At 71.9% G+C, this 25,233-nt stretch carries 24 protein-coding genes and 1 pseudogene; 13 read left to right on the top strand and 12 right to left on the bottom strand.

The features are described 5' to 3' along the window. Nucleotides 1–10 precede the first annotated feature (10 nt). Nucleotides 11–987: pseudogene (locus tag ACFXDJ_RS03030) on the bottom strand (hypothetical protein). 200 nt (nt 988–1,187) lie between these two features. Between ACFXDJ_RS03030 and ACFXDJ_RS03025 the strand changes: the two are divergent. The 3 genes from ACFXDJ_RS03025 (at nt 1,188) to ACFXDJ_RS03015 (ending at nt 3,962) form a co-directional block, all read left to right on the top strand. Then, on the top strand, nt 1,188–1,415 hold the full coding sequence (locus tag ACFXDJ_RS03025; RefSeq protein ID WP_384847590.1) for a hypothetical protein: 228 nt from the start codon (nt 1,188–1,190) through the stop codon (nt 1,413–1,415). Between the two features lie 160 nt (nt 1,416–1,575). Further along, nucleotides 1,576–2,502, top strand: a complete 927-nt coding sequence (locus ACFXDJ_RS03020; protein ID WP_384847587.1) for an alpha/beta fold hydrolase — start codon at nt 1,576–1,578, stop codon at nt 2,500–2,502. Continuing rightward, nucleotides 2,499–3,962 (top strand): DHA2 family efflux MFS transporter permease subunit, encoded by a 1,464-nt coding sequence (locus ACFXDJ_RS03015; protein ID WP_384847584.1) that lies wholly within the window; start codon nt 2,499–2,501, stop codon nt 3,960–3,962. The genes ACFXDJ_RS03020 and ACFXDJ_RS03015 overlap by 4 nt, the downstream gene beginning before the upstream one ends. On the opposite strand, the gene ACFXDJ_RS03010 is transcribed toward ACFXDJ_RS03015, so the two are convergent. Further along, nucleotides 3,928–4,653 (bottom strand): TetR/AcrR family transcriptional regulator, encoded by a 726-nt coding sequence (locus tag ACFXDJ_RS03010; RefSeq protein WP_384847581.1) that lies wholly within the window; start codon nt 4,651–4,653, stop codon nt 3,928–3,930. The genes ACFXDJ_RS03015 and ACFXDJ_RS03010 overlap by 35 nt on opposite strands. Before the next feature lie 122 nt (nt 4,654–4,775). Between ACFXDJ_RS03010 and ACFXDJ_RS03005 the strand changes: the two genes are divergently transcribed. Then, the gene (locus tag ACFXDJ_RS03005; RefSeq protein ID WP_384663882.1) at nt 4,776–5,039 is read left to right on the top strand and encodes a WhiB family transcriptional regulator; all 264 of its coding nucleotides are present in this window, start codon (nt 4,776–4,778) and stop codon (nt 5,037–5,039) included. Between the two features lie 248 nt (nt 5,040–5,287). Here the strand turns inward: ACFXDJ_RS03005 and ACFXDJ_RS03000 are convergent, their stop codons facing one another. From ACFXDJ_RS03000 to ACFXDJ_RS02990, 3 genes are all read right to left on the bottom strand, one after another. Next, nucleotides 5,288–6,259 carry an acyl-ACP desaturase gene (locus tag ACFXDJ_RS03000; RefSeq protein ID WP_384656037.1) on the bottom strand — a complete coding sequence of 324 codons (972 nt, stop codon included), beginning with the start codon at nt 6,257–6,259 and terminating at the stop codon, nt 5,288–5,290. 167 nt (nt 6,260–6,426) lie between these two features. Continuing rightward, nucleotides 6,427–6,678, bottom strand: coding sequence for a hypothetical protein (locus tag ACFXDJ_RS02995; RefSeq protein ID WP_384656039.1), 252 nt, complete (start codon nt 6,676–6,678; stop codon nt 6,427–6,429). 58 nt (nt 6,679–6,736) lie between these two features. Further along, complete coding sequence (locus ACFXDJ_RS02990; RefSeq protein WP_384656042.1) at nt 6,737–7,588, bottom strand: helix-turn-helix domain-containing protein; 852 nt, start codon at nt 7,586–7,588, stop codon at nt 6,737–6,739. 269 nt (nt 7,589–7,857) lie between these two features. On the opposite strand from ACFXDJ_RS02990, the gene ACFXDJ_RS02985 reads away from it, so the two are divergent. Beyond that, nucleotides 7,858–8,349 carry an ATP-binding protein gene (locus ACFXDJ_RS02985; protein WP_384656044.1) on the top strand — a complete coding sequence of 164 codons (492 nt, stop codon included), beginning with the start codon at nt 7,858–7,860 and terminating at the stop codon, nt 8,347–8,349. A 13-nt stretch (nt 8,350–8,362) separates the two neighbouring features. Here the strand turns inward: ACFXDJ_RS02985 and ACFXDJ_RS02980 are convergent, their stop codons facing one another. The 3 genes from ACFXDJ_RS02980 to ACFXDJ_RS02970 all read right to left on the bottom strand — a co-directional run bounded on the left by ACFXDJ_RS02980 (nt 8,363) and on the right by ACFXDJ_RS02970 (nt 11,820). Continuing rightward, nucleotides 8,363–10,030 carry an ABC-F family ATP-binding cassette domain-containing protein gene (locus ACFXDJ_RS02980; protein ID WP_384847578.1) on the bottom strand — a complete coding sequence of 556 codons (1,668 nt, stop codon included), beginning with the start codon at nt 10,028–10,030 and terminating at the stop codon, nt 8,363–8,365. 209 nt (nt 10,031–10,239) lie between these two features. Further along, nucleotides 10,240–10,656: an SsgA family sporulation/cell division regulator gene (locus ACFXDJ_RS02975; protein WP_384847576.1), complete on the bottom strand. Its 417-nt coding sequence runs from the start codon at nt 10,654–10,656 to the stop codon at nt 10,240–10,242. Nucleotides 10,657–10,896: 240 nt separating this feature from the next. Then, a complete protein-coding gene (locus ACFXDJ_RS02970) occupies nt 10,897–11,820 on the bottom strand; it encodes an AraC family transcriptional regulator (RefSeq protein WP_384847574.1) in 924 nt (307 codons plus the stop codon). 114 nt (nt 11,821–11,934) lie between these two features. Here ACFXDJ_RS02970 and ACFXDJ_RS02965 point away from each other — a divergent pair, with 114 nt between their 5' ends. Further along, a complete protein-coding gene (locus ACFXDJ_RS02965) occupies nt 11,935–12,864 on the top strand; it encodes an MBL fold metallo-hydrolase (protein WP_384847571.1) in 930 nt (309 codons plus the stop codon). 15 nt (nt 12,865–12,879) lie between these two features. Here the strand turns inward: ACFXDJ_RS02965 and ACFXDJ_RS02960 are convergent, their stop codons facing one another. After that, on the bottom strand, nt 12,880–13,179 hold the full coding sequence (locus ACFXDJ_RS02960; RefSeq protein WP_384656059.1) for a YciI family protein: 300 nt from the start codon (nt 13,177–13,179) through the stop codon (nt 12,880–12,882). 26 nt (nt 13,180–13,205) lie between these two features. Between ACFXDJ_RS02960 and ACFXDJ_RS02955 the strand changes: the two genes are divergently transcribed. Then, on the top strand, nt 13,206–13,886 hold the full coding sequence (locus ACFXDJ_RS02955; RefSeq protein WP_384847568.1) for an endonuclease V: 681 nt from the start codon (nt 13,206–13,208) through the stop codon (nt 13,884–13,886). Nucleotides 13,887–13,919: 33 nt separating this feature from the next. Here ACFXDJ_RS02955 and ACFXDJ_RS02950 read toward each other — a convergent pair whose 3' ends face one another. Further along, nucleotides 13,920–15,125, bottom strand: coding sequence for a saccharopine dehydrogenase family protein (locus ACFXDJ_RS02950; RefSeq protein WP_384656064.1), 1,206 nt, complete (start codon nt 15,123–15,125; stop codon nt 13,920–13,922). Nucleotides 15,126–15,341: 216 nt separating this feature from the next. On the opposite strand from ACFXDJ_RS02950, the gene ACFXDJ_RS02945 reads away from it, so the two are divergent. The 5 genes from ACFXDJ_RS02945 to ACFXDJ_RS02925 all read left to right on the top strand — a co-directional run bounded on the left by ACFXDJ_RS02945 (nt 15,342) and on the right by ACFXDJ_RS02925 (nt 21,772). Beyond that, nucleotides 15,342–15,734: an MmcQ/YjbR family DNA-binding protein gene (locus ACFXDJ_RS02945; RefSeq protein WP_384847565.1), complete on the top strand. Its 393-nt coding sequence runs from the start codon at nt 15,342–15,344 to the stop codon at nt 15,732–15,734. A gap of 44 nt (nt 15,735–15,778) precedes the next feature. Next, entirely contained in the window at nt 15,779–17,032 is a 1,254-nt protein-coding gene (locus ACFXDJ_RS02940) for a CaiB/BaiF CoA transferase family protein (RefSeq protein WP_384847562.1), read from the top strand. Between the two features lie 82 nt (nt 17,033–17,114). Next, nucleotides 17,115–18,257 (top strand): acyl-CoA dehydrogenase family protein, encoded by a 1,143-nt coding sequence (locus tag ACFXDJ_RS02935; protein WP_384656073.1) that lies wholly within the window; start codon nt 17,115–17,117, stop codon nt 18,255–18,257. Between the two features lie 77 nt (nt 18,258–18,334). After that, on the top strand, nt 18,335–19,549 hold the full coding sequence (locus ACFXDJ_RS02930) for an acetyl-CoA C-acetyltransferase (protein WP_384656076.1): 1,215 nt from the start codon (nt 18,335–18,337) through the stop codon (nt 19,547–19,549). 51 nt (nt 19,550–19,600) lie between these two features. After that, entirely contained in the window at nt 19,601–21,772 is a 2,172-nt protein-coding gene (locus ACFXDJ_RS02925) for a 3-hydroxyacyl-CoA dehydrogenase NAD-binding domain-containing protein (RefSeq protein WP_384656079.1), read from the top strand. Nucleotides 21,773–21,870: 98 nt separating this feature from the next. Here ACFXDJ_RS02925 and ACFXDJ_RS02920 read toward each other — a convergent pair whose 3' ends face one another. Beyond that, the gene (locus tag ACFXDJ_RS02920; protein ID WP_384656082.1) at nt 21,871–22,458 is read right to left on the bottom strand and encodes a 1,4-alpha-glucan branching protein; all 588 of its coding nucleotides are present in this window, start codon (nt 22,456–22,458) and stop codon (nt 21,871–21,873) included. 10 nt (nt 22,459–22,468) lie between these two features. Next, nucleotides 22,469–23,197, bottom strand: coding sequence for a MerR family transcriptional regulator (locus ACFXDJ_RS02915; protein ID WP_384656085.1), 729 nt, complete (start codon nt 23,195–23,197; stop codon nt 22,469–22,471). 87 nt (nt 23,198–23,284) lie between these two features. Between ACFXDJ_RS02915 and ACFXDJ_RS02910 the strand changes: the two genes are divergently transcribed. Beyond that, nucleotides 23,285–25,117 (top strand): AMP-dependent synthetase/ligase, encoded by a 1,833-nt coding sequence (locus ACFXDJ_RS02910; RefSeq protein ID WP_384656087.1) that lies wholly within the window; start codon nt 23,285–23,287, stop codon nt 25,115–25,117. Nucleotides 25,118–25,233 lie beyond the last annotated feature (116 nt).

Genomic DNA, 25,233 nt, shown 5'->3' with positions numbered 1-25,233 from the left:
GCCCGAACGGTCAGGAGCGGCGGCGTGAGAAGAGGCCGGCCCGTAGGTGGTGCGCGAGGTTTTCGAGGATCTCGCGCAGCCATGGGCTTCGGACGGCCGGCAGCCGGGCCAGGGTGTGCCGGAACGCTTCCAGGTCGGCCCGGAACAGGTGACCGGGGCGCGGCGCGGGCGGGTCGTCGCGGAGGACCTTCCGGGTCGGGCGCGGGCCGGGCCGTCCCGGCCCGGCCCGGCTATGGCGGCGTGCCGCGCCGGTGGACCCGCGGGCAGCAGGGCGTCGAGGGCGCGTTGGAACACTTCCTTGACCAGGCCGTCGGGGACCGTGACCGGCCGGCCTTCCGAGGCCGCCAGCAGGTGGGCGAGCGCCTGGCCGGCCGCGGCCTCCCACTGAGGGCTCCAGGACCACACGTGGTGGGACCAGTGGCTCGACTTCAGTCGCGACCCCCACGTGGCCATCGGCTCGAACGGCGGCGTGCCCTTCCCCTGCGCCATCAGCTCCGCCCAGGAGAGCGGTGCGCCGTCGGCGCCGTCGACGGGGAGGCGGCGCACGGCGTTGGGGGCGAGCCACACCGCCCGCCAGAGCGAGCAGTCGTCGATCCGGCTCGCCACGGGCAGGCTGCACACCGCGCAGGCCATGTTGGGGCCATCGGCCCCGTCGAGGCCGCAGCAGTAGCCGCCGGCCTTCTCCGGGATCAGCAGAGTGCCGCGGGCGTCGCCGGGTGCGATGACGACCGCGCCGGGCGCGCCGTCGGACAGGGCACGGACCGGTGCGTAGACACCGCGGCCGGCCGCCTCGTCCAGATGGATCTCCTCCCATGTCCGCCACGGCGGCCCCCAGGGCTCAGGGTCCACGGCGAACGTGCCCGGCTCCATGAGCACCGGGAGCTGAATGCCGTTCCCGTACTTCTGATGGGCGTGGGCCGGCAGGGCGACCCGGGCCAGCGGGGTCGTCAGCTCGGCGCCGCACCTCGAACACACGAAAACGGACAAATGCCCTCCGCCCCGGAAACAGAGGCATCATCGCAGCCCGGCCACGGCCGGCCGATCGGTTTCGCGCAGGGCCTCTGCCGCGGTGCGGTGCGGTGCGGTGCGGTCCCGGTGCTCTCCGCAGGCGACTACATCCTTTGGCCTACTGAGCTTTCGGCCCTGTGGAGGACGATCTTGCGACACCGCCGCGAGAGGGTTGATCCGTGCGAACAACCATCGGATACACCGTCGAAAGCATCGGCTACGTCATAGGAGCCCAGGGGCTCGTCAGCTTCGCTTCGCAGGCCCTCTTCGGCACGGAGTGGGGCTGGATGCACAAGGTCGTCGACCTTCCGTCCACCGCTTACCTCGGCATCGCCGTCGTGGGGCTGGCGCTCATCGTCGGCGGGGTGAAGACGCGGAAGGCGCCCGAGCATCAGGAGGTCGCCTGACCCGCGCTTGCGACGGGCGGCCTTGTGGTGGCTCTGTGCCGGGCCGGTCGCCAGCCAAAAAAGAACACGAACGGTCGTGCTAATATGTGGTCGACGTCTTGACCTCGCCATCTTTGTGGTGGCCACTCTGAGGAGATCCGGAGAACCGGGCATGCATCCCATGGCTTCACTCCTGAGCACCACCCTCAACATCACCGCCCGGGCCGCCCCGGGCGCGGTCGGGCGGGTGGCGTTCGCGCTGTTCGTGCGGCCGCTCGGACGGCCGCGGGTGCGGGCCGGTGAAGCGGAGGTCATGGCTCGGGCCGTGACCGGGCGGATCGTCGTGGACGGGATACCCGTGACCACGTACCGCTGGGGCGAGGGCGGGCGGCCCGTCCTCGTCGTGCACGGCTGGACCTCGCGCGCCTCGCGGTTCACCGGCTTCGTCGAGGCCCTGCGCGCGCAGGGCCGGACCGTCGTGTCCTTCGACGCCCCCGGCCACGGTGAGTCCGGCGGCCGGGCCACCACGATCCTGCGGCAGCGCGAGATCATCCGGCAACTGCACGCGCGGTACGGGGACTTCTCGGCCGTCGTGGCCCACTCCTTCGGCGTGGTCGCCACCTTCTTCGCGCTGCGGGACGGGATCCGGGCCGACCGGATCGTAGGCATCGGGAGCGTCGCCGAATTCGACTACCTCGCCGCGCAGTTCCGCGCCAACCTGGGTGTGAACCAGGCCGTCGAAGACGCCCTGCGGCGCCACGTCCAGCGCCGCCTCTTCCCTGCCGAGCCCGATGTCTGGCCCCGCTTCGACGCGTGCCGCCACCCCGAGGAGATCCCCTCGGACATCCTGCTCGTGCACGACGTCGACGACGACACCGTGGACCCCTCCCAGTCCCGCGCCCTCGCAGCGGCCTACGGGGAGCGGGCCCGCCTGATCGAGACCCGCGGGCTCGGCCACCGGCGCATCCTCGCCGACCCGGACATCATCGCGACCGCCGCCGAGTTCCTCGCGGAACCTGCGGACGGTACCGGTACTCCCGTCGAGGTTCCCGCTGAAGCCCGGCCCCCGGCTACGGATGCGACCGGGATTTCGGCGGGCGCGCGATGACCGCAACCCGGCCGGATGTCGACGCTGACATCCCCCCTGCCCCCGCCCCCGACCCGGGTGCCGGGGAGGGGCCCGGGGTCGGGCGGATCCTGGGGCTCGCCTCCGCCGTTACCTTTCTCGCCTTTCTCGACGCCACCGTCGTCAACGTCGCCTTCCCCGATCTGCGGCACGCCTTTCCCGAGGTGTCGCTGGCCCGTCTGACCTGGGTCGTCAGCGCCTACGCCGTGCTGTTCGCCGCCCTGCTCGCCGCAGCGGGCCGGCTCGCGGACACCCTGGGCCGACGCGTGCTGTTCATCGGCTCCGCCCTCGCCTTCACCCTCACCTCGCTCGCCGCGAGCGCTGCTCCCAGTGCCGAGCTGCTCATCCTGGCCCGCGCCTTCCAAGGGGCGGCCGCCGCCGGGATGCTCCCGGCGGCGCTGGGCCTCGTACTCGCCCACACCCCGCCCGCCCGGCGGGCCGCGGCCCTCGGCGCCTGGTCGGCGGCGGGTGGTCTCGCCGCCGCCGTCGGCCCCAGCATCGGCGGGCTGCTGGTCGAGTGGTGGGACTGGCGGGCCATCTTCCTCGTCAACGTGCCGCTGGGCCTCGCGCTCTGCTGGGCCGCCGCCCGGGTCATCCCCCGGGAGCCGCGTACCGGGCACCGCCTCCCCGACCCCGTCGGCACGGTCGCGCTCGCCCTCGGCATCGGGGGAGTGGTCGCCGGGCTGTCCCAGGGCGCGGAGTGGGGCTGGACCGACCCGAAGGTCCTCGTCCTCGTCGTCGGCGGCGCCCTGGCGAGCGCCCTCGCGCTGCGCCGCTCGGGCACTCATCCCGCCCCGGCCGTGGACCGGGACCTGTGGCGCGACCCGCTCTTCGCCCGCGCCAACATCGCCGCCCTGCTCTTCGGCGCCGCCATGTACGCATGGCTGCTGACCGGCCCGTCCTACCTCATCGGCCGCTGGAACTACTCGGTCCTCCAGGCCGGGTTCGGGGTCACCCCCGGCGCCCTGTTCGCCATGGTCGGCGCGCTCGCCGTCGGCCGCCGGGTCCCCGCCCGCCTCCAGTGGGCGGCCGTCACCCTCGGATCCCTGATCTTCGCGGCCAACGCCCTGCTGCTGTGGGGCTGGGTCGAGGACTCGGCCTCCTACGCCCAGATCTTCCTGCCGGCCGGGCTGCTCGGCGGGCTCGGCATCGGCGTGGTCGTGACCGCGATCTCCACGGCCGCCTCGGCCGGCCTTCCGCCCCGGCGCTTCGCGGCCGGCACCGGCCTGCTGATGACGGCCCGCCAGCTGGGCGGCGCACTCGGCGTCGCCGCCACCGCGGCTCTGCTCACGGGGGCGGGTACGGGTACGGGTACGGGGGCGGGCGCCGGGGAACACTGGCGCGGGGTCTTCATGCTCACCGCGCTCACCGCGCTGGGTGCGGCCGTCGCGGGCTGCTCGATGCGCCTCAGCGGCCGGAATCGGCAGGGAGAGGGAGGCTGACGGCGGGAACGCCGGCGGCGGAGGAGCCGAAGAGCGGGAAATCGATCGTGGGCGGCCGTTCCGGGAGTTCCTCCGGGGCGGCCGTCGCCGCGCGCAGCCGGGTGAGGATGCCGCGGCTCGCCCGCGCGTAGCCCACGGCGTCCTCGTGCAGTACGGAGTGCGCGTTGGCCAGTTCCATCAGGGCGATGATCTCGAAGGCCAGCTGCTGCACGTCCGTGAAGTCGGCCGGCTCGCGGAACCCGCCCGCCAGCCGGGCCTCGTCCAGCAGCCCTTCCACGTAACGCGTCCAGTCGTCGCGGTTCTTGGCGACCTCGTCGCGGACGTGCCCGGGGCGCGAGTCGAACTCGGCGGCGGCGGCGTAGAAGAAGCAGCCGCCGGGGAAGACCCGGCGCCCGGAGTAGTCGAGCCAGCTCTCGCACAGCCGCCACACCTTGGCGATGCCGGCGGGCTCGTCCCGTACAGGCCGGACCACCTGCTCGACGAAGACGGACCTGGCGGCCCGGACGGTGGCGAGCTGGAGGTCCTCCTTGGAGCCGAAGAGGGCGAAGACGCCGCTCTTGCTCAGCCCCAGGTCCGTGGCGATCTTCCCCAGGGAAAGGCCTTCGAGACCGTCCACCGAGGCGATGCTCATCGTCCGCTCCAGGACGGTTCGCCGCGTCTGGTTTCCGCGCTCCACGCGTCCGTCTGCCATGCCCCCATCGTACCGAACTCATCGAACGCACGGTCGTGCACTCTGCGAGGGGGACTTCGTGCGTGAACGGTGTTGATCAGTCGTTGATGAGACGTCCATCGCCGCCGACCAGGCTCTGCGGCATGTCGATGAACACCACCGCAACCCTCACCGCCGCCGCCCCCGCCCCCGCCTGGTACGAGCTCGCGCTGTGCGCTCAGACGGGCCCGGGATTCTTCTTCCCGGAGCCCGGCTCCTCGCTGCGCGACGCGAAGCGGCTCTGCGGGGCGTGTGAGGGTCGGAAGGCCTGCCTTGAGTACGCGCTGTCCAACGACGAGCGCTTCGGCGTCTGGGGCGGCCTCTCGGAATCCGAGCGCCAGGCCCTGCGCCCGCCGCTCCGGCCCTGAGCGGGGCCGCCGCACCTGACGCGGAACACGCGGACGACGCGGACGAGGGGGGGGCCCCCCCCCCGGGCGGCGCGCGGGGGGGGGGGGGGGGGGGGGGGGTGTGGGGGGGGGGGGGGCTGGGGGGGGCTGGTTTTTGTTTTTACCCCCCGGGCGGGGCCCCGGGGGCCCGCGGGGCCCGCGGCGGACCCCCGCCAGAGCGCCGCTCTGCCGGGGTTCCGCGTCACGTACAGCTGTGGCGGCTGTGGCCGTCAGGCCTTGCGGGCCGCGATGCGCGCCGCGCGGGCGGCCAGGCGCTCGTCGAACTTGCGGGCCTCGGAGTCCAGGCCGTTCATGAAGAGCCCGAGCTCTTCCTGGGCCTTCTGGCCCTCCGGGCCGAGACCGTCGATCTCCATGATCTTCAGGAAGCGGATCACGGGGCTCAGCACGTCGTCGTGGTGGATCCGCAGGTTGTAGACCCCGCCGATCGCCATCTGCGCGGCCATCCGCTCGAAGCCGGGCATCCCGTGTCCGGGCATCCGGAAGTCGACCACGACGTCCCGTACGGCCTGCATCGTCAGGTCCGGGGCGATCTCGAAGGCCGCGCCCAGCAGGTTGCGGTAGAAGACCATGTGCAGGTTCTCGTCCTGCGCGATGCGCGCCAGCATGCGGTCGCAGACCGGGTCACCGGACTGGTGGCCGGTGTTGCGGTGCGAGATGCGGGTCGCGAGTTCCTGGAAGGCCACGTACGCCACGGAGTGGAGCATCGAGTGGCGGTTGTCGGACTCGAAACCCTCCGACATGTGCTGCATCCGGAATGCTTCCAGCTTGTCCGGGTCCACGGCGCGCGAGGCCAGCAGGTAGTCGCGCATCACGATGCCGTGGCGGCCCTCTTCGGCGGTCCAGCGGTGCACCCAGGTGCCCCACGCGCCGTTGCGGCCGAAAAGGGACGCGATCTCGTGGTGGTAGCTGGGGAGGTTGTCCTCCGTGAGCAGGTTCACGACGAGCGCGATCTTGCCGATCTCGGTGACCTTGGACTGCGCCGGGTCCCAGGCTTCGCCGTCCTCGAAGAAGCCGGGGAAGTTGCGGCCGTCGCTCCACGGAACGTACTCGTGGGGCATCCAGTCCTTGGTGACCTTCAGATGGCGGTTGAGTTCCTTCTCGACCACCTCTTCCAGCGCGAACAGCAGCTTGGCGTCCGTCCACGCCTCCGAGCTGCCGAGGTGGGGAGAGGTGATCGTCACGGGTGCTCCTGAGTGCAAAGCGAATTACCTACGGTTCCGTAGCCTACGGAGTCGTAGGTTAAGCGCGACATCAAGGCCAGCCAAGCCCCACCCGGACATCTGTCCGGTTACGTCCCGTTATCTGCGCAGTTTGAAAGGGCTCAGAAGGGGTTTCGGAGGGTCCAAAGTCACGCGAGCAGGTGGTCCGCGGCTCCCGCCTTGACGGCGGAGATGAGTGCGCGGAGGGCGTCGATCGAGTCGGTGACGTACGCGGCGGACTCCGTGGTGCCGATGTAGGCCTTCCCCTCGGCGTCGAGCCCGAAGCGGAAACAGTTCGCGCCCTCGCTGCAGAAGGCCTCGTCCCACGCGATGCCGGGCGCCGCCGGGGTGGCCGCCGGCGCCGTCGCCGGAGCAGCCGTGGGTGTGGTGGTCGCGCTCATGTCGTTCTCTCGTCTCCTCTTCGGATCCGGTCAGGTGGTCAGTCAGCCGGTCAGCCGGTCAGAGGCTCTGCGCGATGGCGTGGATGAACTCGCGGGACCCGGAGGCCGGCAGCGCCAGCGAGCGCAGTCGCTCCAGCAGCCCGCGGTAGCGGAGCAGCTTCATCTGCGAATCCAGCAACATCGAGCCGTGCGAACTGTCCAGCTGTACGGTGTCCAGCTCGCCGATCGCGGCCGCGGCGTACGTGAAGGACTGGCCGGCGCCGGGGAAGCCGCCGGCGGTGAACGGAATCACGCGCACCGTCGTACGCGCCCGCTCCGACTGTTCCAATATGTGCTCCAGCTGTGCCCGGGCCACCTTGGGGCCGCCGAACTGCATCCGCAGCGCGGCCTCGTGCACGACCGCCTCGTACAGCGGCGGCGCCTCGCGCCCGAACACCTGCTGGCGCTGCATCCGGAGCGCCAGCCGGGACTGGAGGTCCGGCTCGGGCAGCGGCGGGTCGGCGGTGTCGAAGACGGCCCGCGCGTGTGCCTCGGTCTGCAGCAGCCCGGGTATGTGCGTGGTCACGGCGGTGTGCAACTCGACCGAGTGGTGTTCGAGTTCGCAGATGTCCAGGAGCGCGGGCGGCAGCATCCCCCGGTGCTGCTCCCACCACCCCTTGTCCCGCTCCTGCGCCATCGAGGCCAGCAGGTCGACCAGCCCGGTGTCGGGGCAGTCGTAGTTGAACGCGAGGGTGCGGACGCGCTCGGCGCTGATGGCGATCCGGCCGGATTCGATGTTCGGGATCCGGGTGCGGTCCACGCCCAGGAGCGCGGCGGCCTGCTGCACCGACGTGCCCGACTGTTCGCGGAGTCTGCGCAGCTCGGAGCCCAGGCGCTGCTGTCGCGCGGTCGGCGTACTCCTCGGTGGCACGGGTCCCCTCTCCTCCGGTCGTGGGGCATGCGGGAAACCCGCCACGAGTCCGGAAATGCCATGAGAAAACATCAAGTCGTCATACAAGTAGTAGCACTGTGCACCACGTTGCGCTACGGTCGGTAGCGCAAGTCTCACACGGGGCGACCTTGAGGTCTTGTATGACCACGGCTGTGACCACGGCTTTGATCACGGGGCGTATGACCACACGGCTCTTGATCGGGCCGCGGTCCTCAGGCCCCACGCATTCAGAACCTTGGAGCAGCACGATGACGGGCACTCTCCGCGGCCTGCGGTCGGTCCACGAGTTCCGGCAGGTCCCGCCCGAGGCGGAGAAACTGAGCTACTCCATAGGCCTCCCCGGCGGCGCCTACTGCGCGGGCAGCGCCCGGGGCGCCGTACGGTCCCTGCTCACCCGGCACGGGCTGCCCGACCTGTGCGACACCGCGGCCCTCGCCGTCTCCGAACTCGTCACCTGCGCACACCGGTTCACACCGGACAAGGAGATGATGCTCAAGGTGCGCTGGCAGTTCGACGCGCTCAGGATCGTCGTCTACGACCAGCACCCGGCGCACTCCTCGCCCGAGGCGAGCGAGGAGTGCAGGCGGCGGCGCAGCCGCGGGATGTGGCTGCTCTCGGCGGTCGTCGAGGCGTGCGGCGGGGACTGGGGGCTCACCCCCGTCCTCACCGCCATGGGGGGCACCAAGTCCTGGGCCTTACTCCCGCTCCCGCTGCCGCTTCGGTCGCCGGTGTCGGGTTAGGCCGGCGCCCGCCTCACAGGTGCCACAGCGACTCCCGGACCTCCTCGGCCGTGGTCGGCCGCATCCCACCGCCGCCGCCATCGGCGCCCCCGGCGTCGTCGAGCAGCAGCCACCGCGTGATGCCGATCGACTCCAGGAACGGCACGTCATGGCTGGCGACCAGGAGCGCGCCCTCGTAGGAATCCAGCGCGTCCGTCAGCTGCTTGGCGCTCGCCAGGTCCAGATTGTTCGTCGGCTCGTCCAGCATCAGCAGCTGCGGAGCGGGCTCCGCGAGCAGCAGTGCGGCCAGCGTCGCCCGGAACCGCTCGCCGCCCGACAGGGTGCCGGCCGCCCGGTCCGCCCGGGCGCCCCGGAACAGGAAGTGCGCGAGCCGGGCCCGGATCAGGTTGTTCGTGGCGTGCGGGGCGAAGTGCGCCACGTTCTCCACGACCGAGCGGTCGTCGTCCAGCAGGTCGAGCCGCTGCGGCAGCAGCCGCGTCGGCACGTGCGTCTTCGACTCGCCCGACACCGGGGCCAGTTCCCCGGCGATCGTCCGCAGCAGGGTCGTCTTCCCCGAGCCGTTGCGGCCCACCAGTGCGATCCGTTCCGGACCGCGCAGCTCCCACTCGCCCGCCACCCCGGCTCCGTGGACCGGGCGCAGCTCGCTCAGGGTGAGCACGCGCCGGCCCGGCGGGACCCGGGTGGCGGGGAGTTCGATCCGGATCTCGGCGTCGTCCCGTACCGCCTCGACCGCGTGGTCGAGCCGTTCCCTGGCCTGCGCCAGCTTCTCGGTGTGCATGATGCGGTGCTTGCCGGCCGATTCCTGAGCCGCGCGCTTGCGGGCGCCCATGACGATCTTCGGCTCGCGCTTGTTGTCGTTCATCTTCTGGCCGTACCGCTTGCGCCGGGCCAATTTGGCGTGTGCGTCGGCCAGTTCCCGTTTCTGGCGCTGTACGTCGGCCTCGGCCACCCGGACCAGCCGTTCGGCCGACTCCTGCTCGGCCGCGAGCATCTCCTCGTACTCCGTGAAGTTGCCGCCGTACCAGCGCACTTCGCCGTCCCGGAGGTCGGCGATCTGATCGACCCGCTCCAGCAGCTCCCGGTCGTGACTGACCAGGACCGTCACCCCGGACCAGGACTCGACGGCGGCGTACAGCCGGCGCCGTGCCCGCAGGTCGAGATTGTTGGTCGGCTCGTCCAGCAGTAGAACGTCCGGACGGGCCAGCAACAGGGCGGCCAGGCGCAGCAACACGCCTTCACCTCCCGACAGTTCGCCGACGGTGCGGTCGAGCCCGATCCGACCGAGCCCGAGCTGATCGAGCGTGGCCAGGGCCCTTTCCTCCACGTCCCAGTCGTCCGCGACGGCCGCAAAGTTCGCCTCCGTGGCCTCGCCCGCCTCGATGGCGTGCAGGGCGGCCCGGGTGGCGCGGATGCCGAGGGCCTCGTCCACCCGTAGGGCGGTGTCGAGGGTGACGGTCTGCGGGAGGTGGCCGACCGTCCCGGCGATGGTCAACTGACCGTCAGAAGCGGCCAGTTCGCCGGCCATGAGTTTGAGCAGGGTGGATTTCCCGCAGCTGTTGAGCCCGATCAGGCCGGTGCGGCCGGGTCCGACCGCCAGCTGGAAGCCGTCGAAGACGGGGGTTCCGTCGGGCCAGGTGAAGGACAGGTCGGAGCAGGTGATGAATGAGGGAGCAGGACTCATGGAGGCCTCCAGGTTGCGTGAGTGGTGAGTGCAACGCGGGGAGACAGCCGGCCGTGGGCGATGGCCTGACGGTGGTCGGTGTCTCGGACCTCAGAAGAGCAACGTCCTGCTCCGTTTCGACGGCGATGGGGCGTCTACGAAGCTACGGGCGGGCGGGAGCCGCCCGCAAACGAATTAGCGGGAACGGGAAGGGGAGCGGCGCGGCGCGCTCAGCAGGAGTCGCGCATCAGCTCGGCGAGACTCTGGTCCATGTCGAGGTACAGGTGTTCCAGGCCGGGCGGCACGATCGTCGCGGCCCGTTCCAGGAACCGGTGCAGGTCGGCCGTCACCATCAGCACGATCGCGACGCCCTCGGGGGCGTGGAACTCCACGGTGGTCCGGTCGGCGTCGTACGGGCGCACCCGCACGTCCCCGCAGCCGGCCGGGCGGTCGAGTCCGGCCTCCAGCAGCTCGCGCGAGAAGGTCCACGAGACCTCGACGCCCTCCAGGGTGGCGGGCGCGGGGAAGGCCATGCGGACGGCGAAGGGATCGGCCCGGTCGTAGCAGAACGTAACCGGTACGGTGTCGACCTTCGGCGCGGTGGCGACCAGTCGGGCCTGCACGGCCTGCTCGATGACAGTGATCAAGGCTCGCTCCCTTGCGGCGGATCAGGTGCCGGGTTGTGGGGTCGGACCCGGCAACGGGATAGACGCCGGAAACGGCGATTCAGTGCACGCGCGGTTGCGTGAGCTGTGTCACCGAATGGCCTGATCCTTTCTGTGTGATCGCACAGGGTGACGGGGGCGCCGGGTCCCCGGCCCTGCCCGCGGGCTCCGGAGTGGTCACAGTAAGGCTGGTTCCCGCTCACTCCACAAGCGCAAGGCGGCTCACCGTCCGGTGCGGTAGCGCCCCGGCGTGGTCCCGAACTCCCTGTTGAAGGCGTGCGAGAGGGCGTACGGGGTCCCGTAGCCGACCCGGCCGGCGATCGTGGCCAGTGAGTCCGGGGTGTCGCGGAGCAGGGCGGCGGCGTAGGTCAGGCGCCACCAGGTCAGGTACGCCATCGGGGACCGGCCCACGAGGGTCCCGAAGCGGCGCGCCAGGGTCGGGCGGGAGACGCCCGCCTCGGCGGCCAGTAGGTCATTGGTCCACGGGGCCGCCGGGTCCGAATGCAGGGCGCGCAGCGCGGCGGCGGTCACCGGGTCGCCGAGCACGGCCGGCCACGCCCCGGCCGGGGCGCCGCCGGCCGCGCCTCCGGTCAGCCAGGAGCGGATCATGTAGACGAGGAGCAGGTCGAGCAGGCTCGGGACGGCGATGCAGGCGCCGGGCCGCCGCCCGTCCAGCTCGCGCCCCAACAGGTCGATGGCGGAGCGGAGTTCGAGGTTGACGCCGACCCGGTTCGGCAGGTGGACGACCTCCGGGAGCTCCTGCATGAGCGGGTGCGCGCGGCTTCGGTCGAGCCGGTACTTGCCGCACAGCATCTCCACCTCACGGGAGGCGCCCGGGGGTCGGCGCGACTGTCCCGCGTCGGCCCAGCGCTCGAACGGCACCGCCTGCGCCACGGTCGCCGCGTCGGCGGCGGAATCGGCGATCACGTGTCCCGCCCCGTGCGGCAGGAGCACCGCGTCACCGGCGCCGAGGGTGATCGGCGTCCCGCCGTCGGGCAGCAGCCAGCAGCTGCCCTCCATCACCACGTGGAAGCCCGCGCCCTCGTACGGGGCGAACCGGGCGCACCAGGTGCCATCGACCCGCACCCGGTTGGAGGAGGGCCGCCCGATGCGCACGGCGGAGATCGCGTCGCTCACCACATCCATCGCGCCAGGGTATCCGCACCCTCAATACTGACCATCAATACTGAGAGCTTCAAGCATTCAGATGAGCTGAATGAGCATTGATCCGCTCACCTCGCCCTCCCTAGGGTCGAGGACATGACTAGTAGCGAGAGCGAGCAGAGCATCGTCCTGGGCGATGTCGAGGTCAGCAGGGTCGTGGAGTGGCGCGGGGCCTTCACCCCGGCCCGTGACCTCGTACCGGACTCGGCGGCCCGGACCTGGAAGGACAACGAGGACTGGCTGGCGCCGGACCACTGGGAACCGGACACCGGCAGGGCGGTGCTCGCACTCCAGACCTGGGTCCTGCGCAGCGGCGGACGGACCGTCCTGGTGGACACCGGCGTGGGCAACGGGCGGGAGCGGCCCGGCTCGCCGCTGTTCCACCACCGGCAGGGCGACTTCCTCGGCAGCCTGGCCCGGGCCGGCGTCCGGCCCGAGGACGTGGACGTCGTCGTCAACACCCACGTCCACGGCGACCACGTCGGCTGGAACACCGTCGGCGTCGGGGGTGCGGGGGAGGGGCGGGAGTGGGTGCCGACGTTCCCCAACGCCCAGTACCTCATCCCGGCCGCGGACGACTTCCACTTCGGCCCCGGCAACGCGTACGGGAACGGCCTCCGCGAGGACGACCGGCTGATCTACGAGGACAGCATCGCCCCCGTCCACCGGGCCGGGCAGGCCGTGCTGTGGGAAGGCGCCCACCGGATCGACGAACACCTCACCCTGGAAGCCGCCCCCGGCCACACCCCCGGCTCCTGCGTGCTGCGGCTCGCCTCCGGCGGCGACCGCGCGGTCTTCGTCGGCGACCTCCTGCACAGCCCGGTGCAGATCCTGGACCCCGCCTGCAACAGCTGCTTCTGCCTGGACCCGCGGGCGGCGGCATCGAGCCGCCGGCGCATTCTCGAACGCGCCGCCGACCAGAGGGAGTTGGTGGTCCCGGCGCACTTCGGCGGCACGGGCGCCGTGGAAGTCCGCCGGAACGCGGATGGATTCGCTCCGGTCCCGTGGGGCGGTCCCGTCGGTTAGGCCGAAAGGGACGACCTAGAGCGCCGGGTTCTCCCGGACCGTCGACAGGTCCGCCGAGGTCTTCGTCGCGATGAATTCGGTGATGCGGTAGGCGCAGACGCCCGCCACCGTGAAGGGGTCCTGGGCGGCGATCTTCTCGATCTCCGCCCGGGAGACCCCGCCGGCCAGGATCATGCCGCCGTCGCGCGGGACCTTGCGGCCCGAGGCGAGGAAGATGCCGGCGGCGTAATAGCCGTCCAGCCAGGCGATGTGCGCGTCCATCTCTTCTTCGACGGCTTCGATGGGCGCGGTGTAGGTGAGCTCCATGACGAACATGATCGCCAGGCTACTCTCGCACCACTATGACGAGTGCGAAGATGCCCGCAGACGAGGCCGAGGCCGAGGCGATACAGGACGAACTGCGCGGACGCGTGGTGCTGACCGAGACCGGGCCGCCGCCCGGCGCCGGGCTGATCGCAGGTGTGGACGTCGCCTACGACGACGAGCGCGACCTGGTCGCCGCCGCGGCCGTGGTCCTGGACGGCGCCACCCTCGAAGTCGTGGAGGAATCCACCTCCGTGGGCCGCGTCAGCTTCCCCTACGTGCCCGGGCTGCTCGCCTTCCGCGAACTGCCGACCGTACTCGCCGCACTGGACGCGCTGACCGTCACGCCCGGCCTCGTCGTCTGCGACGGCTACGGGCTCGCCCACCCGCGCCGCTTCGGCCTCGCCTGCCACCTCGGCGTGGTCACGGGGCTCCCCGCCATCGGTGTCGCGAAGAACCCGTTCACCTTCACCTACGGGGAACCGGGCGCCCGGCGCGGTGAGTTCTCCCCGCTGCGCGCGGCCGAGGGCGATGTCGTCGGGCGGGCGCTGCGCACCCAGGACGGGATCAAGCCCGTCTACGTATCCGTCGGGCACCGGGTGTCACTGGACAACGCCTGCGCGCACGCCCTCGCGCTCAGCCCCCGGTTCCGGATCCCCGAGACCACCCGGCACGCCGACTCGCTGTGCCGGCGCGCCCTGCGCGAGGCCACCGGCTGAACCACCGGTTGAACCACCGGGTGCGCGCCGCCGTCAGCCGGCGGACGCCACCCGGAAGCGGATGCCCGCCTTCTGGAGCCGGTCCAGCAGGGCGTCGCCCATGGCCACCGCGGTGGTCAGCTGGCCGGAGACCTCCGGCAGGGCGTCGTAGGCCAGGCAGAGCACCGACTCGGCCAGCATCTTCGCGGTCTCCCCGTAGCCCGGGTCGCCGCCCGAGACCTCGGTGAAGACCCGGCGCCCGCCGCCCTCGCCCACGAACCGCACGGTGAACCAGCTGCGCGCCCGCCGCTCCGCGTCCGGGCCCTGGCCGGGCTCCCACCGGTCCGCGAGCCACTGGCGCACCGGCGGGATCTGGGCGAGCGCGGCGGTCGCGCCGACCGCCGCCGTACCGCCCACCGCCACGGGGAGGTGGCGGACGGAGGCGTAGTGCCGGTAGCGGAAGTCCGGACCGTACCGCTCCAGCGAGGCCGCCGACCGGGCCACGATCTGCGGGTCCAGCGTGGGCAGCGGCAGTGCCCACGCCCCGGTCTCCCGGCTGAAGCGCGGTGCGCCCACGGGCCCCCGTACCCGCCGGCCCAGCAGCCGGGGTTCGTGCAGCCGGCGGGCGCGGGCGGCCGCCAGGTTCTGCGGACCGCGGCTCATCGCGGTGAGCAGCGTGGTCAGCGTGCCGCCCGAGAAGAGGGCGTTGGAGCGCAGGAACCCGTCCACGCTCAGCGGGACCCCGGCCGGCAGCTGTCCGACGGTGAAGTACGCACCGAGGTCGGCCGGGATCGAGTCGAAGCCGCAGGCGTGGACGATCCGGGCGCCGGTCTCGCGGGCCCGCGCGTCGTGTTCGACGTACATCCGGTCCACGAACTCGGGCTCACCGGTGAGGTCGGCGTAGTCGGTGCCCGCCGCGGCGCAGGCGGCCACGAGTCCGGCCCCGTACCAGACGTACGGTCCCACGGTCGTGGCCAGCACCCGGGTGGAGGCGGCCAGTTCGCGCAGCGCGCCGGAGTCCTGGGCGTCGGCGCGCAGCAGCGGCAGGTCCGCGCAGCGCGGATCGAGGGCGGTGAGCCGTTCGCGCAGCCGCTCCAGCTTGGCGAGGTCGCGGCCCGCGAGGGCCCACCGGCAGTCGGCGGGGGCGTGGGCGGCGAGGTACTCGGCGGTGAGCGCGCCCACGAACCCGGTGGCGCCGAAGAGCACGATGTCGTACTCCCGTGCCGCGGTGCGCGGTTCGGGTCGAACACTTGCGTTCATCGGGCGCCTCCCGGGCGGTGTCGGTGTCGGGGGTGGTGTCGGTGGTGGCTGAGGCTAGCGCCCGCGACCGCCGTCCGTGCGGGCGGGTGTGATCCGTGGCGAACGGGCGGCGTCCCGACGGCAGGCCATAGCGTGAAGACCGGCTGTCCGCGCGAGCGGGCGCCTCCCGTGGTGAGCGGTCGTGCGACCCGGGGTGAGTGGCGGACGGAGGCGTCGGTGAAGGCAGCGGTGCGCAAGTGGGAGGCGGTCCGGGAGTTCGCCCGAGGGCTGCCGGAGGCCGGGGAGGAGTTCCCCTGGGGCCCCGAGGACCGCGTGGTGAAGGTCAACAAGAAGATCTTCGTCTTCCTCGGGAACGCGGACGGCCCGCAGCCGCCCGGAATCTCCGTGAAGCTCAAGGACGAGGCGCTGCACGGCCACGCCATGACCGCGCCCGGAGCGGCGCCGACCGGGTACGGGCTGGGGAAGGCGGGCTGGGTCAGCGTGCCGCTGGGGGACAAGGCGTCGCCCTCCGTAGAGGTGCTGTGCGAGTGGGTGGAGGAGAGCTACCGGACGGTCGCCCTCAAGCGGCACCTGAAGGAACTCGACGCGCGAAACGGGCCAACCGACTAAGCGCTTGCTCTTGTGCTGAGTGGAACAGGTTCCTAGCATCGCTGGTGTTACATCAGTTGTGTCACACCGTGGCCGCAGTGGTGCCACCGGATGCTGGGGGCTCGATGGCAGTGACAGGGAACGTGCCAGGAGACGTGCCAGGAGACGTGCCGGGGTACGTTCCCGGGAGCGGCGGCGGCCCGCTCGCGGGCGTGCGCGTCGTCGAGCTGGCGGGCATCGGGCCGGGCCCGTTCGCCGCCATGCTCCTCGCCGACCTGGGGGCCGACGTCGTACGGGTCGACCGCCCCGGTGGCGGGGGCCTCGGGGTCAATCCCGCCTACGACGTCACCAACCGCAACAAGCGCTCCGTCCTCGTCGACCTGAAGTCCGCCGAGGGCCCCGCCCGCGTCCTGGACCTGGTCGAGCGCGCCGACGTGCTCATCGAGGGCTTCCGCCCCGGGGTCGCCGAGCGGCTCGGCGTCGGCCCGGCCGACTGCCACGCCCGCAACCCCAAGCTGGTCTACGGCCGGATGACCGGCTGGGGCCAGGACGGCCCGCTCGCCCACACCGCCGGGCACGACATCGCGTACATCGCCGTCACCGGCGCCCTCGGGATGATCGGCAACCCGGACGAGCCCCCGGCCGTCCCCGCCAACCTGGTCGGGGACTACGCGGGCGGCTCGCTCTACCTGGTCATCGGCGTCCTCGCCGCCCTCCAGCACGCCCGCACCCCCGGCGGCGCGGGCCAGGTCGTGGACGCGGCCATCGTCGACGGGACCGCCCACCTCACCGCCATGATCCACGGCATGGTCGCGGCCGGCGGCTGGCAGGACCGGCGCGGGGCCAACCTCCTCGACGGCGGCTGCCCCTTCTACGGCACCTACGAGACCTCCGACGGCCGGTACATGGCGGTCGGCGCGCTGGAGCAGCAGTTCTACGACACCTTCGTGGAGCTCCTGGGCATCGCCGGCCAGGCCCCCGCCCGCAAGGACCTGGCCCGCTGGGGCGAGCTCCGCGAGGCCGTGGCCGCGCGCTTCAAGACCCGTACCCGCGAGGAGTGGACGACGGTCTTCGAAGGCACCGACGCCTGCGTGGCCCCGGTGCTCTCGCTGCGCGAGGCCCCGCACCACCCGCACCTGGCCGCCCGGGGCACCTTCGTGGAGGCCGCCGGGATCACCCAGCCGGCCCCCGCGCCCCGCTTCTCCGCGACCCCGGCCGCCGCCGTGGGCGGCCCGGCGCTGCCGGGCGCGCACACCGCATCGGTCGCGGCGGACTGGGACGTACCGGCCCTGCTGGGGAAGGACGGCCGAGCGGAGTGAGCATGCTCGACGTCAGGCCCGCCGGCCCGGGCCGGCCCGGCGCACCGAAACCCTCAAGAACTGGCTCCAGGAGGCCCACGAAATGAAACGCCGGCTCTTCGACGCCGACCACGAGGCGTTCCGCGAGACCGTCCGCACCTTCCTGGCCAAGGAGGTGCTGCCGCACTACGAGCAGTGGGAGAAGGACGGGATCGTCAGCCGCGAGGCCTGGCGGGCCGCCGGCCGGCAGGGGCTGCTGGGCCTGGCCGTCCCGGAGGAGTACGGGGGCGGCGGGAACACCGACTTCCGGTACGCGGCGGTGATCGCCGAGGAATTCACCCGGGCGGGCGCCGCCGGGCTGGCGATCGGCCTGCACAACGACATCATCGGGCCGTACCTGACCTCGCTGTCCACCGAGGAGCAGAAGCGCCGCTGGCTGCCCGGCTTCTGCTCGGGCGAGATCATCACCGCCATCGCGATGACCGAACCGGGCGCGGGCTCCGACCTCCAGGGCATCCGGACCACCGCCGAGGACGCGGGCGACCACTGGGTGCTCAACGGCTCCAAGACCTTCATCTCCAACGGGATCCTGGCCGACCTGGTGATCGTGGTCGCCAGGACCACCCCCGAGGGCGGGGCGCACGGCATGTCGCTGCTGGTCGTCGAGCGCGGCACGGAGGGCTTCGAGCGCGGCCGCAACCTCGACAAGATCGGCCAGAAGGCCCAGGACACCGCCGAGCTGTTCTTCAACGACGTGCGCGTCCCGAAGGAGAACCTGCTCGGGGAGCTCAACGGAGCCTTCGTCCACCTGATGACCAACCTCGCGCAGGAGCGGATGGGCATCGCGATGGCGGGCATCGCGGCCGCCGAGTACCTGCTGGAGATCACCACGCAGTACGTGAAGGAGCGCGAGGCCTTCGGGCGCCCGCTCTCCAAGCTCCAGCACATCCGGTTCGAGATCGCGGAGATGGCCACCGAGTGCGCGGTCACCCGTACCTTCCTCGACCGCTGCATCACCGACCACTCCAACGGGGAGCTGGACCACGTCCACGCCTCGATGGCCAAGTGGTGGGCCACCGAACTCCAGAAGCGGGTCGCCGACCGCTGCCTGCAACTGCACGGCGGATACGGATACATGACCGAATACCGGGTCGCGCGGGCCTTCACCGACGGCCGCATCCAGACCATCTACGGCGGTACGACCGAGATCATGAAGGAGATCATCGGCCGTTCCCTGCTGGGCTGACCGCCGGCACCGCCGGGCCGACCGCCGCGAAGCACCCCTCCCCGACCTCGCCTCCGCACCCCCGAAAGGCTTGACCAGTGAGCACCGAAGCTTACGTATACGACGCGATCCGCACCCCGCGCGGCCGCGGCAAGGCCAACGGCTCCCTGCACGGGACCAAGCCGATCGACCTGGTCGTCGGCCTCATCCACGCCCTGCGCGAGCGCAACCCCGGACTGGACCCCGCCACCATCGACGACATCGTGCTCGGCGTCGTCGGCCCGGTCGGCGACCAGGGTTCCGACATCGCCCGGATCGCGGCCATCGCGGCCGGGCTGCCGGACACCGTGGCCGGCGTACAGGAGAACCGCTTCTGTGCCTCCGGCCTGGAGGCCGTCAACATGGCCGCGGCCAAGGTCCGCTCCGGCTGGGAGGACCTGGTCCTGGCGGGCGGCGTGGAGTCCATGTCCCGCGTCCCGATGGCCTCGGACGGCGGAGCCTGGTTCAACGACCCGATGACCAACTGGGACGTCAACTTCGTCCCGCAGGGCATCGGCGCCGACCTGATCGCCACGATCGAGGGATTCTCCCGGCGCGACGTGGACGAGTACGCCGCCCTGTCCCAGGAGCGGGCCGCCGCCGCCATCAAGGACGGCCGCTTCGCCAAGTCCGTGGTCCCCGTCACCGACCGCAACGGCCTGATCGTCCTGGACCACGACGAGTTCGTCCGCCCCGGAACCACCGCCGACACCCTCGCCCGGCTCAAGCCCTCCTTCGCGGACATCGGCGACCTCGGCGGCTTCGACGCCGTCGCGCTGCAGAAGTACCACTGGGTCGAGAAGATCGACCACGTCCACCACGCGGGCAACTCCTCCGGCATCGTCGACGGCGCCTCGCTCGTCGCCATCGGCTCCCGGGAGGCGGGCGCCCGCAACGGCCTGACCCCGCGCGCCCGGATCGTCTCGGCCGCCGTCTCCGGCTCCGAGCCCACCATCATGCTCACCGGCCCCGCCCCGGCCACCCGCAAGGCCCTCGCCAAAGCCGGGCTGAGCATCGACGACATCGACCTGATCGAGATCAACGAGGCCTTCGCCGGCGTCGTGCTCCGCTTCGTCAAGGACATGGGCGTCTCCCTCGACAAGGTCAACGTCAACGGCGGCGCCATCGCGCTCGGCCACCCGCTCGGCGCCACCGGCGCGATGATCCTCGGCACCGTCGTCGACGAACTGGAGCGCCAGGACAAGCGCTACGGGCTCGTCACCCTCTGCGTCGGCGGCGGCATGGGCGTCGCGACCATCGTCGAACGCCTCTGAACCGTCCTGATCCCAGATCCCTGATCCCACCCCGACACGGAAGTAGCGAAAATGAGCGAGTCCACCACGATCCGCTGGGAACAGGACGAGACCGGCGTCGTCACCCTCGTCCTCGACGACCCCAACCAGTCCGCCAACACCATGAACCAGGCCTTCAAGGACTCCATCGCGGCCGTCGCCGACCGCGCCGAGGCCGAGAAGGACTCCATCCGCGGCATCATCTTCACCTCCGCCAAGAAGACCTTCTTCGCCGGCGGAGACCTCAAGGACATGATCCGGCTGCGCCCGGAGCACGCGCAGCTCGCCTTCGACACTGGTACCCAGATCAAGAGCTCGCTGCGCCGCATCGAGACCCTCGGCAAGCCCGTGGTCGCCGCCATCAACGGCGCGGCCCTGGGCGGCGGTTACGAGATCTGCCTGGCCTCCCACCACCGTGTGGCCCTCGACGCCCTCGGCTCCAAGATCGGCCTGCCCGAGGTCACCCTCGGCCTGCTCCCGGCCGGCGGCGGCGTCACCCGCACCGTCCGCCTGATGGGCATCGCCGACGCGCTGCTCAAGGTGCTGCTCCAGGGGACCCAGTACAGCCCCCAGCGCGCCCTGGACAACGGCCTGGTCCACGAACTGGCCGCCACGCCCGAGGAGATGCTCGCCAAGGCGCACGCCTTCATCGACGCGAACCCGGAGTCGAGGCAGCCCTGGGACGTCCCCGGCTACCGCATCCCGGGCGGCACCCCGTCCCACCCGAAGTTCGCCGCCAACCTCCCCGCTTTCCCGGCCAACTTGAAGAAGCAGCTGAACGGGGCCCCGTACCCGGCGCCGCGCAACATCCTGGCCTGCGCCGTCGAGGGCTCCCAGGTGGACTTCGAGACCGCGCTGACCATCGAGGCCCGCTACTTCACCGAGCTGGTCACCGGACAGACCGCCAAGAACATGATCCAGGCGTTCTTCTTCGACCTCCAGGCCGTCAACGCCGGGCGCAGCCGCCCGCAGGGGATCGCCCCGCGCAAGGTCACCAAGGTCGCCGTCCTCGGCGCCGGGATGATGGGCGCGGGCATCGCCTACTCATGCGCCCGCGCGGGCATCGAGGTGGTGCTCAAGGACGTCACCCCCGAGGCCGCCGCCAAGGGCAAGGCGTACTCCGAGAAGCTGCTCGACAAGGCGCTCTCCCGCGGCCGTACGACCGAGGCCAAGCGCGCCGAGCTGCTGGCCCGGATCACCCCGACGGCCGAGCCCGCCGACCTGGCGGGCTGCGACGCCGTCATCGAGGCCGTCTTCGAGGACACCGCCCTCAAGCACAAGGTGTTCCAGGAGATCCAGGAGTTCCTCACCCCCGACGCGCTCCTCTGCTCGAACACCTCCACGCTGCCCATCACGGGCCTGGCGGAAGGGGTTTCGCGCCCCGCGGACTTCATCGGCCTGCACTTCTTCTCGCCCGTGGACAAGATGCCGCTGGTAGAGATCATCAAGGGGGAGCGGACCGGCGACGAGGCCATCGCCCGCGCCTTCGACCTCGTGCGCCAGATCAACAAGACCCCGATCGTGGTCAACGACTCGCGCGGCTTCTTCACCTCGCGCGTCATCGGCCAGTTCATCAACGAGGGCGTCGCGATGGTCGGCGAGGGCATCGAGCCCGCCTCCATCGAGCAGGCCGCGGCCCAGGCCGGGTACCCGGCCAAGGTGCTCTCCCTGATGGACGAGCTGACGCTCACCCTGCCCCGCAAGATCCGCAACGAGACCCGCAAGGCCTTCGAGGCCGAGGGCCGGGCCTGGGCGGAGCACCCCGCCGACACCGTCATCGACCGGATGGTCGACGAGTTCGGGCGCCCCGGGCGCAGCGGCGGCGGCGGTTTCTACGCGTACGACGAGAGCGGCAAGCGCGCCGGGATCTGGCCGGGGCTGCGCGAGCACTTCACCGAGCCCGGGTACGAGATCCCCTTCACCGACATGAAGGAGCGGATGCTCTTCTCCGAGGCGCTGGACACCGTCCGCTGCTTCGACGAGGGCGTCCTCACCTCGTACGCCGACGCCAACATCGGCTCCATCATGGGCATCGGCTTCCCGGCCTGGACCGGCGGCGTGATCCAGTACATCAACGGCTACGAGGGCGGCCTCGCCGGATTCGTGGCCCGTGCGCGGGAGTTGGCCGCGCAGTACGGGGAGCGGTTCACCCCGCCGGCCTCGCTGGTGGCGAAGGCCGAGCGGGGCGAGACGTACGCCGACTGAGCGGGCGCAGCGCGCTCTGGCGGTTGCCCGGCCCCGGATCCCGGGGCCGGGCGACGGCGCGGAGCGGGCCGGCGCGGGTCAGCTCAAGTCGGCGCCGGTCAGCGCGCGTCGAGGGAGGCGAACACGCCCCGGTGGGCGGCCCCGTCCGGGGTGGTCCAGTGCGCGATGACCTCGCCGAGGTGTCCCGCCGCGGCGGTGTCGCTCAGCACGCGGACCACGGTGAGCTCCGGCCCGCCCTCGGCGCCCGGGACGCCGGGCCCTTCGTACCGCGCGGTGACCTCGCGGTCCGGGGTGTCGCTCAGGCTCTGCGCCTGCGGCTCGGCCAGGCCCCGGAACAGCGCGTGCAGCCGCTCCACCAGCACCGGGTCGTGCGTGCCGTCGTACACCCACCGGAGCCCGAGCTCCCCGTGCTCGGAGGTCCCGATCAGGCCGGCCTCCGCCCCCTCCAGCGGCGCGCCGCGGTAGGTGACGGGGACGTGGTACGCGGTCGCGGAGCCGCGCGAGGAGTCGGTGACCACCATGAATTCGATGCCCACCTCTCCCTCCGGATCGTCGAGCCGGAAGCCGCCCGCGCGGGCCAGGTCCGGTGCGCTCCCCGTGGGGAGGTACCAGGGCTGGGCCGGCAGCCAGGCGGCAAGGAGCTCCAGCTTGCCGGGGTTCATCGTGGTCCTGTGGATGATCGCCATGACCGAGAACCTACCCCTCCGGGGCGAACGCGGCCTTCAACTCCTCCTTCAGCGACCGCTGGAAGGCCGTCACCAGGGCCTGCACCACCATCGGCTGCATGTGTGCGGACAGCGCCTTCATCGTCTCCACCCGCTCCGGATCGCTCTCGCCCTCCGTGAACGGCCCCCACACCTCGTCCCGGAACAGCGCGGTCAGCTGGTGCGCCGCCGTCCGCGCGTGGTCCAGCAGCACATCGCGCGCGGCCAGGATCGTCTCGTGCGAGATCGGTACGTCGAGCAGCGCGACCCCGAGCCGCAGCAGCCCCACGTCCACCCGGAAGCCCTCGGCGGTCGGCGTCACCACGTTCATCGCCGTCAGCCGCCGGATGTCGGTCTCCGTCAGCGCCCGCCCGGCCCGCTTCTCCAGCTCCCCGAGCGAGGATTCCAGCGCCGCGTCCGGCGCCCAAGTCGCCACCAGCGCCCGGTGGATCGCCAGATCGTGCGCGCTCAGGTCGTCGGGGAGGGCGTCGAGGTAGCGCTGACAAGCCGACAGGGTCATGCCCTGGTGCTGCAACTCCTCGATCAGGGCCAGCCGGGAGAGGTGTTCCGGGCCGTACCGGCCCACCCGACGAGGTCCGATAACAGGAGGGGGCAAAAGGCCGCGGGTGCTGTAGAACCGTACGGTGCGGACGGTCACGCCCGCCCTGGCCGCCAGCTCGTCGACGGTGAGCGAAGTCGGCTCGGGCGCCTGGGTGGTCATGGTCTCCGCCTCGCTCTCTGATCAGCACGGTTCGTGTTCAACAGTATTGCTGTCGCACCAACGATGTGAAACGGCCAGGAGCTGCCCATGAGCACAGAACTGCGACTGCCCGCACCTCCCGAAGAGCTGACCCTCCCCGTCCTGCTGGCACGCAACGCCGCCGAGCACGGCGATCTCCCCGCCCTCTCCTGGCGGGACGGCGCCGGCTGGTCCACCCTCAGCTGGTCGGATGTCCGCCGCGAGGTCGCCGTCCTCGCCTCCGGCTACGCCGCCCTCGGCGTCGAGCGCGGCGAGCACGTCCTGCTCATGATGGGCAACCGCCCCGAGCACTGGCTGACCGATCTGGCCCTCGTCCACCTCGGGGCCGTGCCCGTCACCGTCTACGGGACCTCCGCGCCCGAGCAGATAGCCCACATCGCCCGCCACAGCCGGGCCCGGCTCGCCGTGGTCGAGGGCGCCCGCGAGCTGGCCCGGTGGGAGCCGCTGCTCGCCGACCCCGGGGTCCCGCTGGAACGGCTCGTCGTCGCCGAGGCCGCGGAGGCCGGCCCGCACCGGACCTACGCCTCCCTGCACGCGAGCGGCGCCCGCGTCCACCGCCCCGAGGCCTTCGAGAAGGCCTGGCAGGAGGCCCGCCCCGAGGATCCGCTGACCGTCGTCTACACCTCGGGCACCACCGGAGACCCCAAGGGCGTCCGCCTCACGCACCGCAACATCATGCTCCAGGCGGTCCGGCTCGACCGGAACGTCGAGCTGCCCGAGCACGCCGAGCACATCTGCTACCTCCCCTTCGCGCACATCGCCGAACGGGTCCTCGGGATATACCTTCCGCTGCTGCGGGCCGCCCACGTCCGGCTGTGCGCCGACCCGGCCGCCGTGTCGGTCGCGGTGCGCGAGCTGCACCCGGTGCAGTTCTTCGGCGTGCCCCGGGTGTGGGAGAAGCTGGCCGCCTCCGTACGGGCGGTGCTCGGGCGGCTCCCCGAGGAGCAGCGCCGCGCCATCGAAGCCGCCAACGACCTGGCGCGCGCCCGGGCGGGCCACCGGGAGCGCGGCGAGGAGATCCCGGCGGGGCTCGAAGCCTCGTACGCCGCCGCGAAGGAGCGGGTGCTGGATCCGCTGCTGGCCCTGGCGGGCCTGGACCGCCTGGTCTGGACGGCGAGCGCCACCGCGCCGATGCCGATCGACGTGGTCCGCTTCTGGGCGGGCTGGGGGATCACCATCATGGACGCGTGGGGGCTCACCGAGACCTCGGGGGTGTGCACGGTCAACAGCCCGGACGGATTCCGGCTGGGCTCGGTGGGCCGGGCGATCGAGGGGCTGGAGCTGCGGCTCGCCGAGGACGGGGAGATCTTCACGCGCGGGGCCACGGTCTTCGGCGGCTACCTGCGGCCGGACGGGTCGGTGGAGAGCGCCTCCGACGGGGAGGGCTGGTTCCCGACGGGGGACATCGGCCGGCTCGACGAGGACGGGTTCCTCTGGCTGACCGACCGCAAGAAGGAACTGATCATCACCTCCACCGGCAAGAACGTTTCGCCGGCCCTGGTGGAGAACACCGTCAAGGAGCACCCGCTGATCGGCCAGGCGCTGGTGCACGGCGACGGCCGCTCCTATCTCGTGGCCCTCCTCGTCCTGGACCCGGAACTGGCCCCCGCTTGGGCCGCCGCCCGCGGGATCGAGGCCGCCACGCCCGGCGAGCTCGCCGCGCACCCGGCCGTGCGGGAGGAGGTCGCCCGCGCCGTCGAGGCCGCCAACGCCCGGCTCAACCGCACCGAACAGATCAAGCGCTACCGGCTGCTGACCGAGGAGTGGGGCCCGGAGTCGGGGGAGCTGACCCCCTCGCTGAAACTGCGCCGACGCGTGGTCCGGGAGAAGTACGGGGCCCTGATCGAGGGGATGTACGAGGAGCCGTACGAGGTCTCGTAGCAGGTCGGCAGGGGCCGCGCGCGAAGCCTCGTAACCCGTATGGCCCTGTCCGGTGAGCGGTGTGCCGCTCACCGGACAAGGGTGAGGGGATGTGGATATCAGCTCTGCTTCCCTCT

Origin of the sequence: Streptomyces sp. NPDC059443 (assembly GCF_042750105.1) — a bacterium.
Taxonomy (GTDB): Bacteria; Actinomycetota; Actinomycetes; order Streptomycetales; family Streptomycetaceae; genus Streptomyces.
The sequence above is the reverse complement of the archived record's forward strand: the minus strand, read 5'-3'. Positions and strand labels throughout refer to the sequence as shown.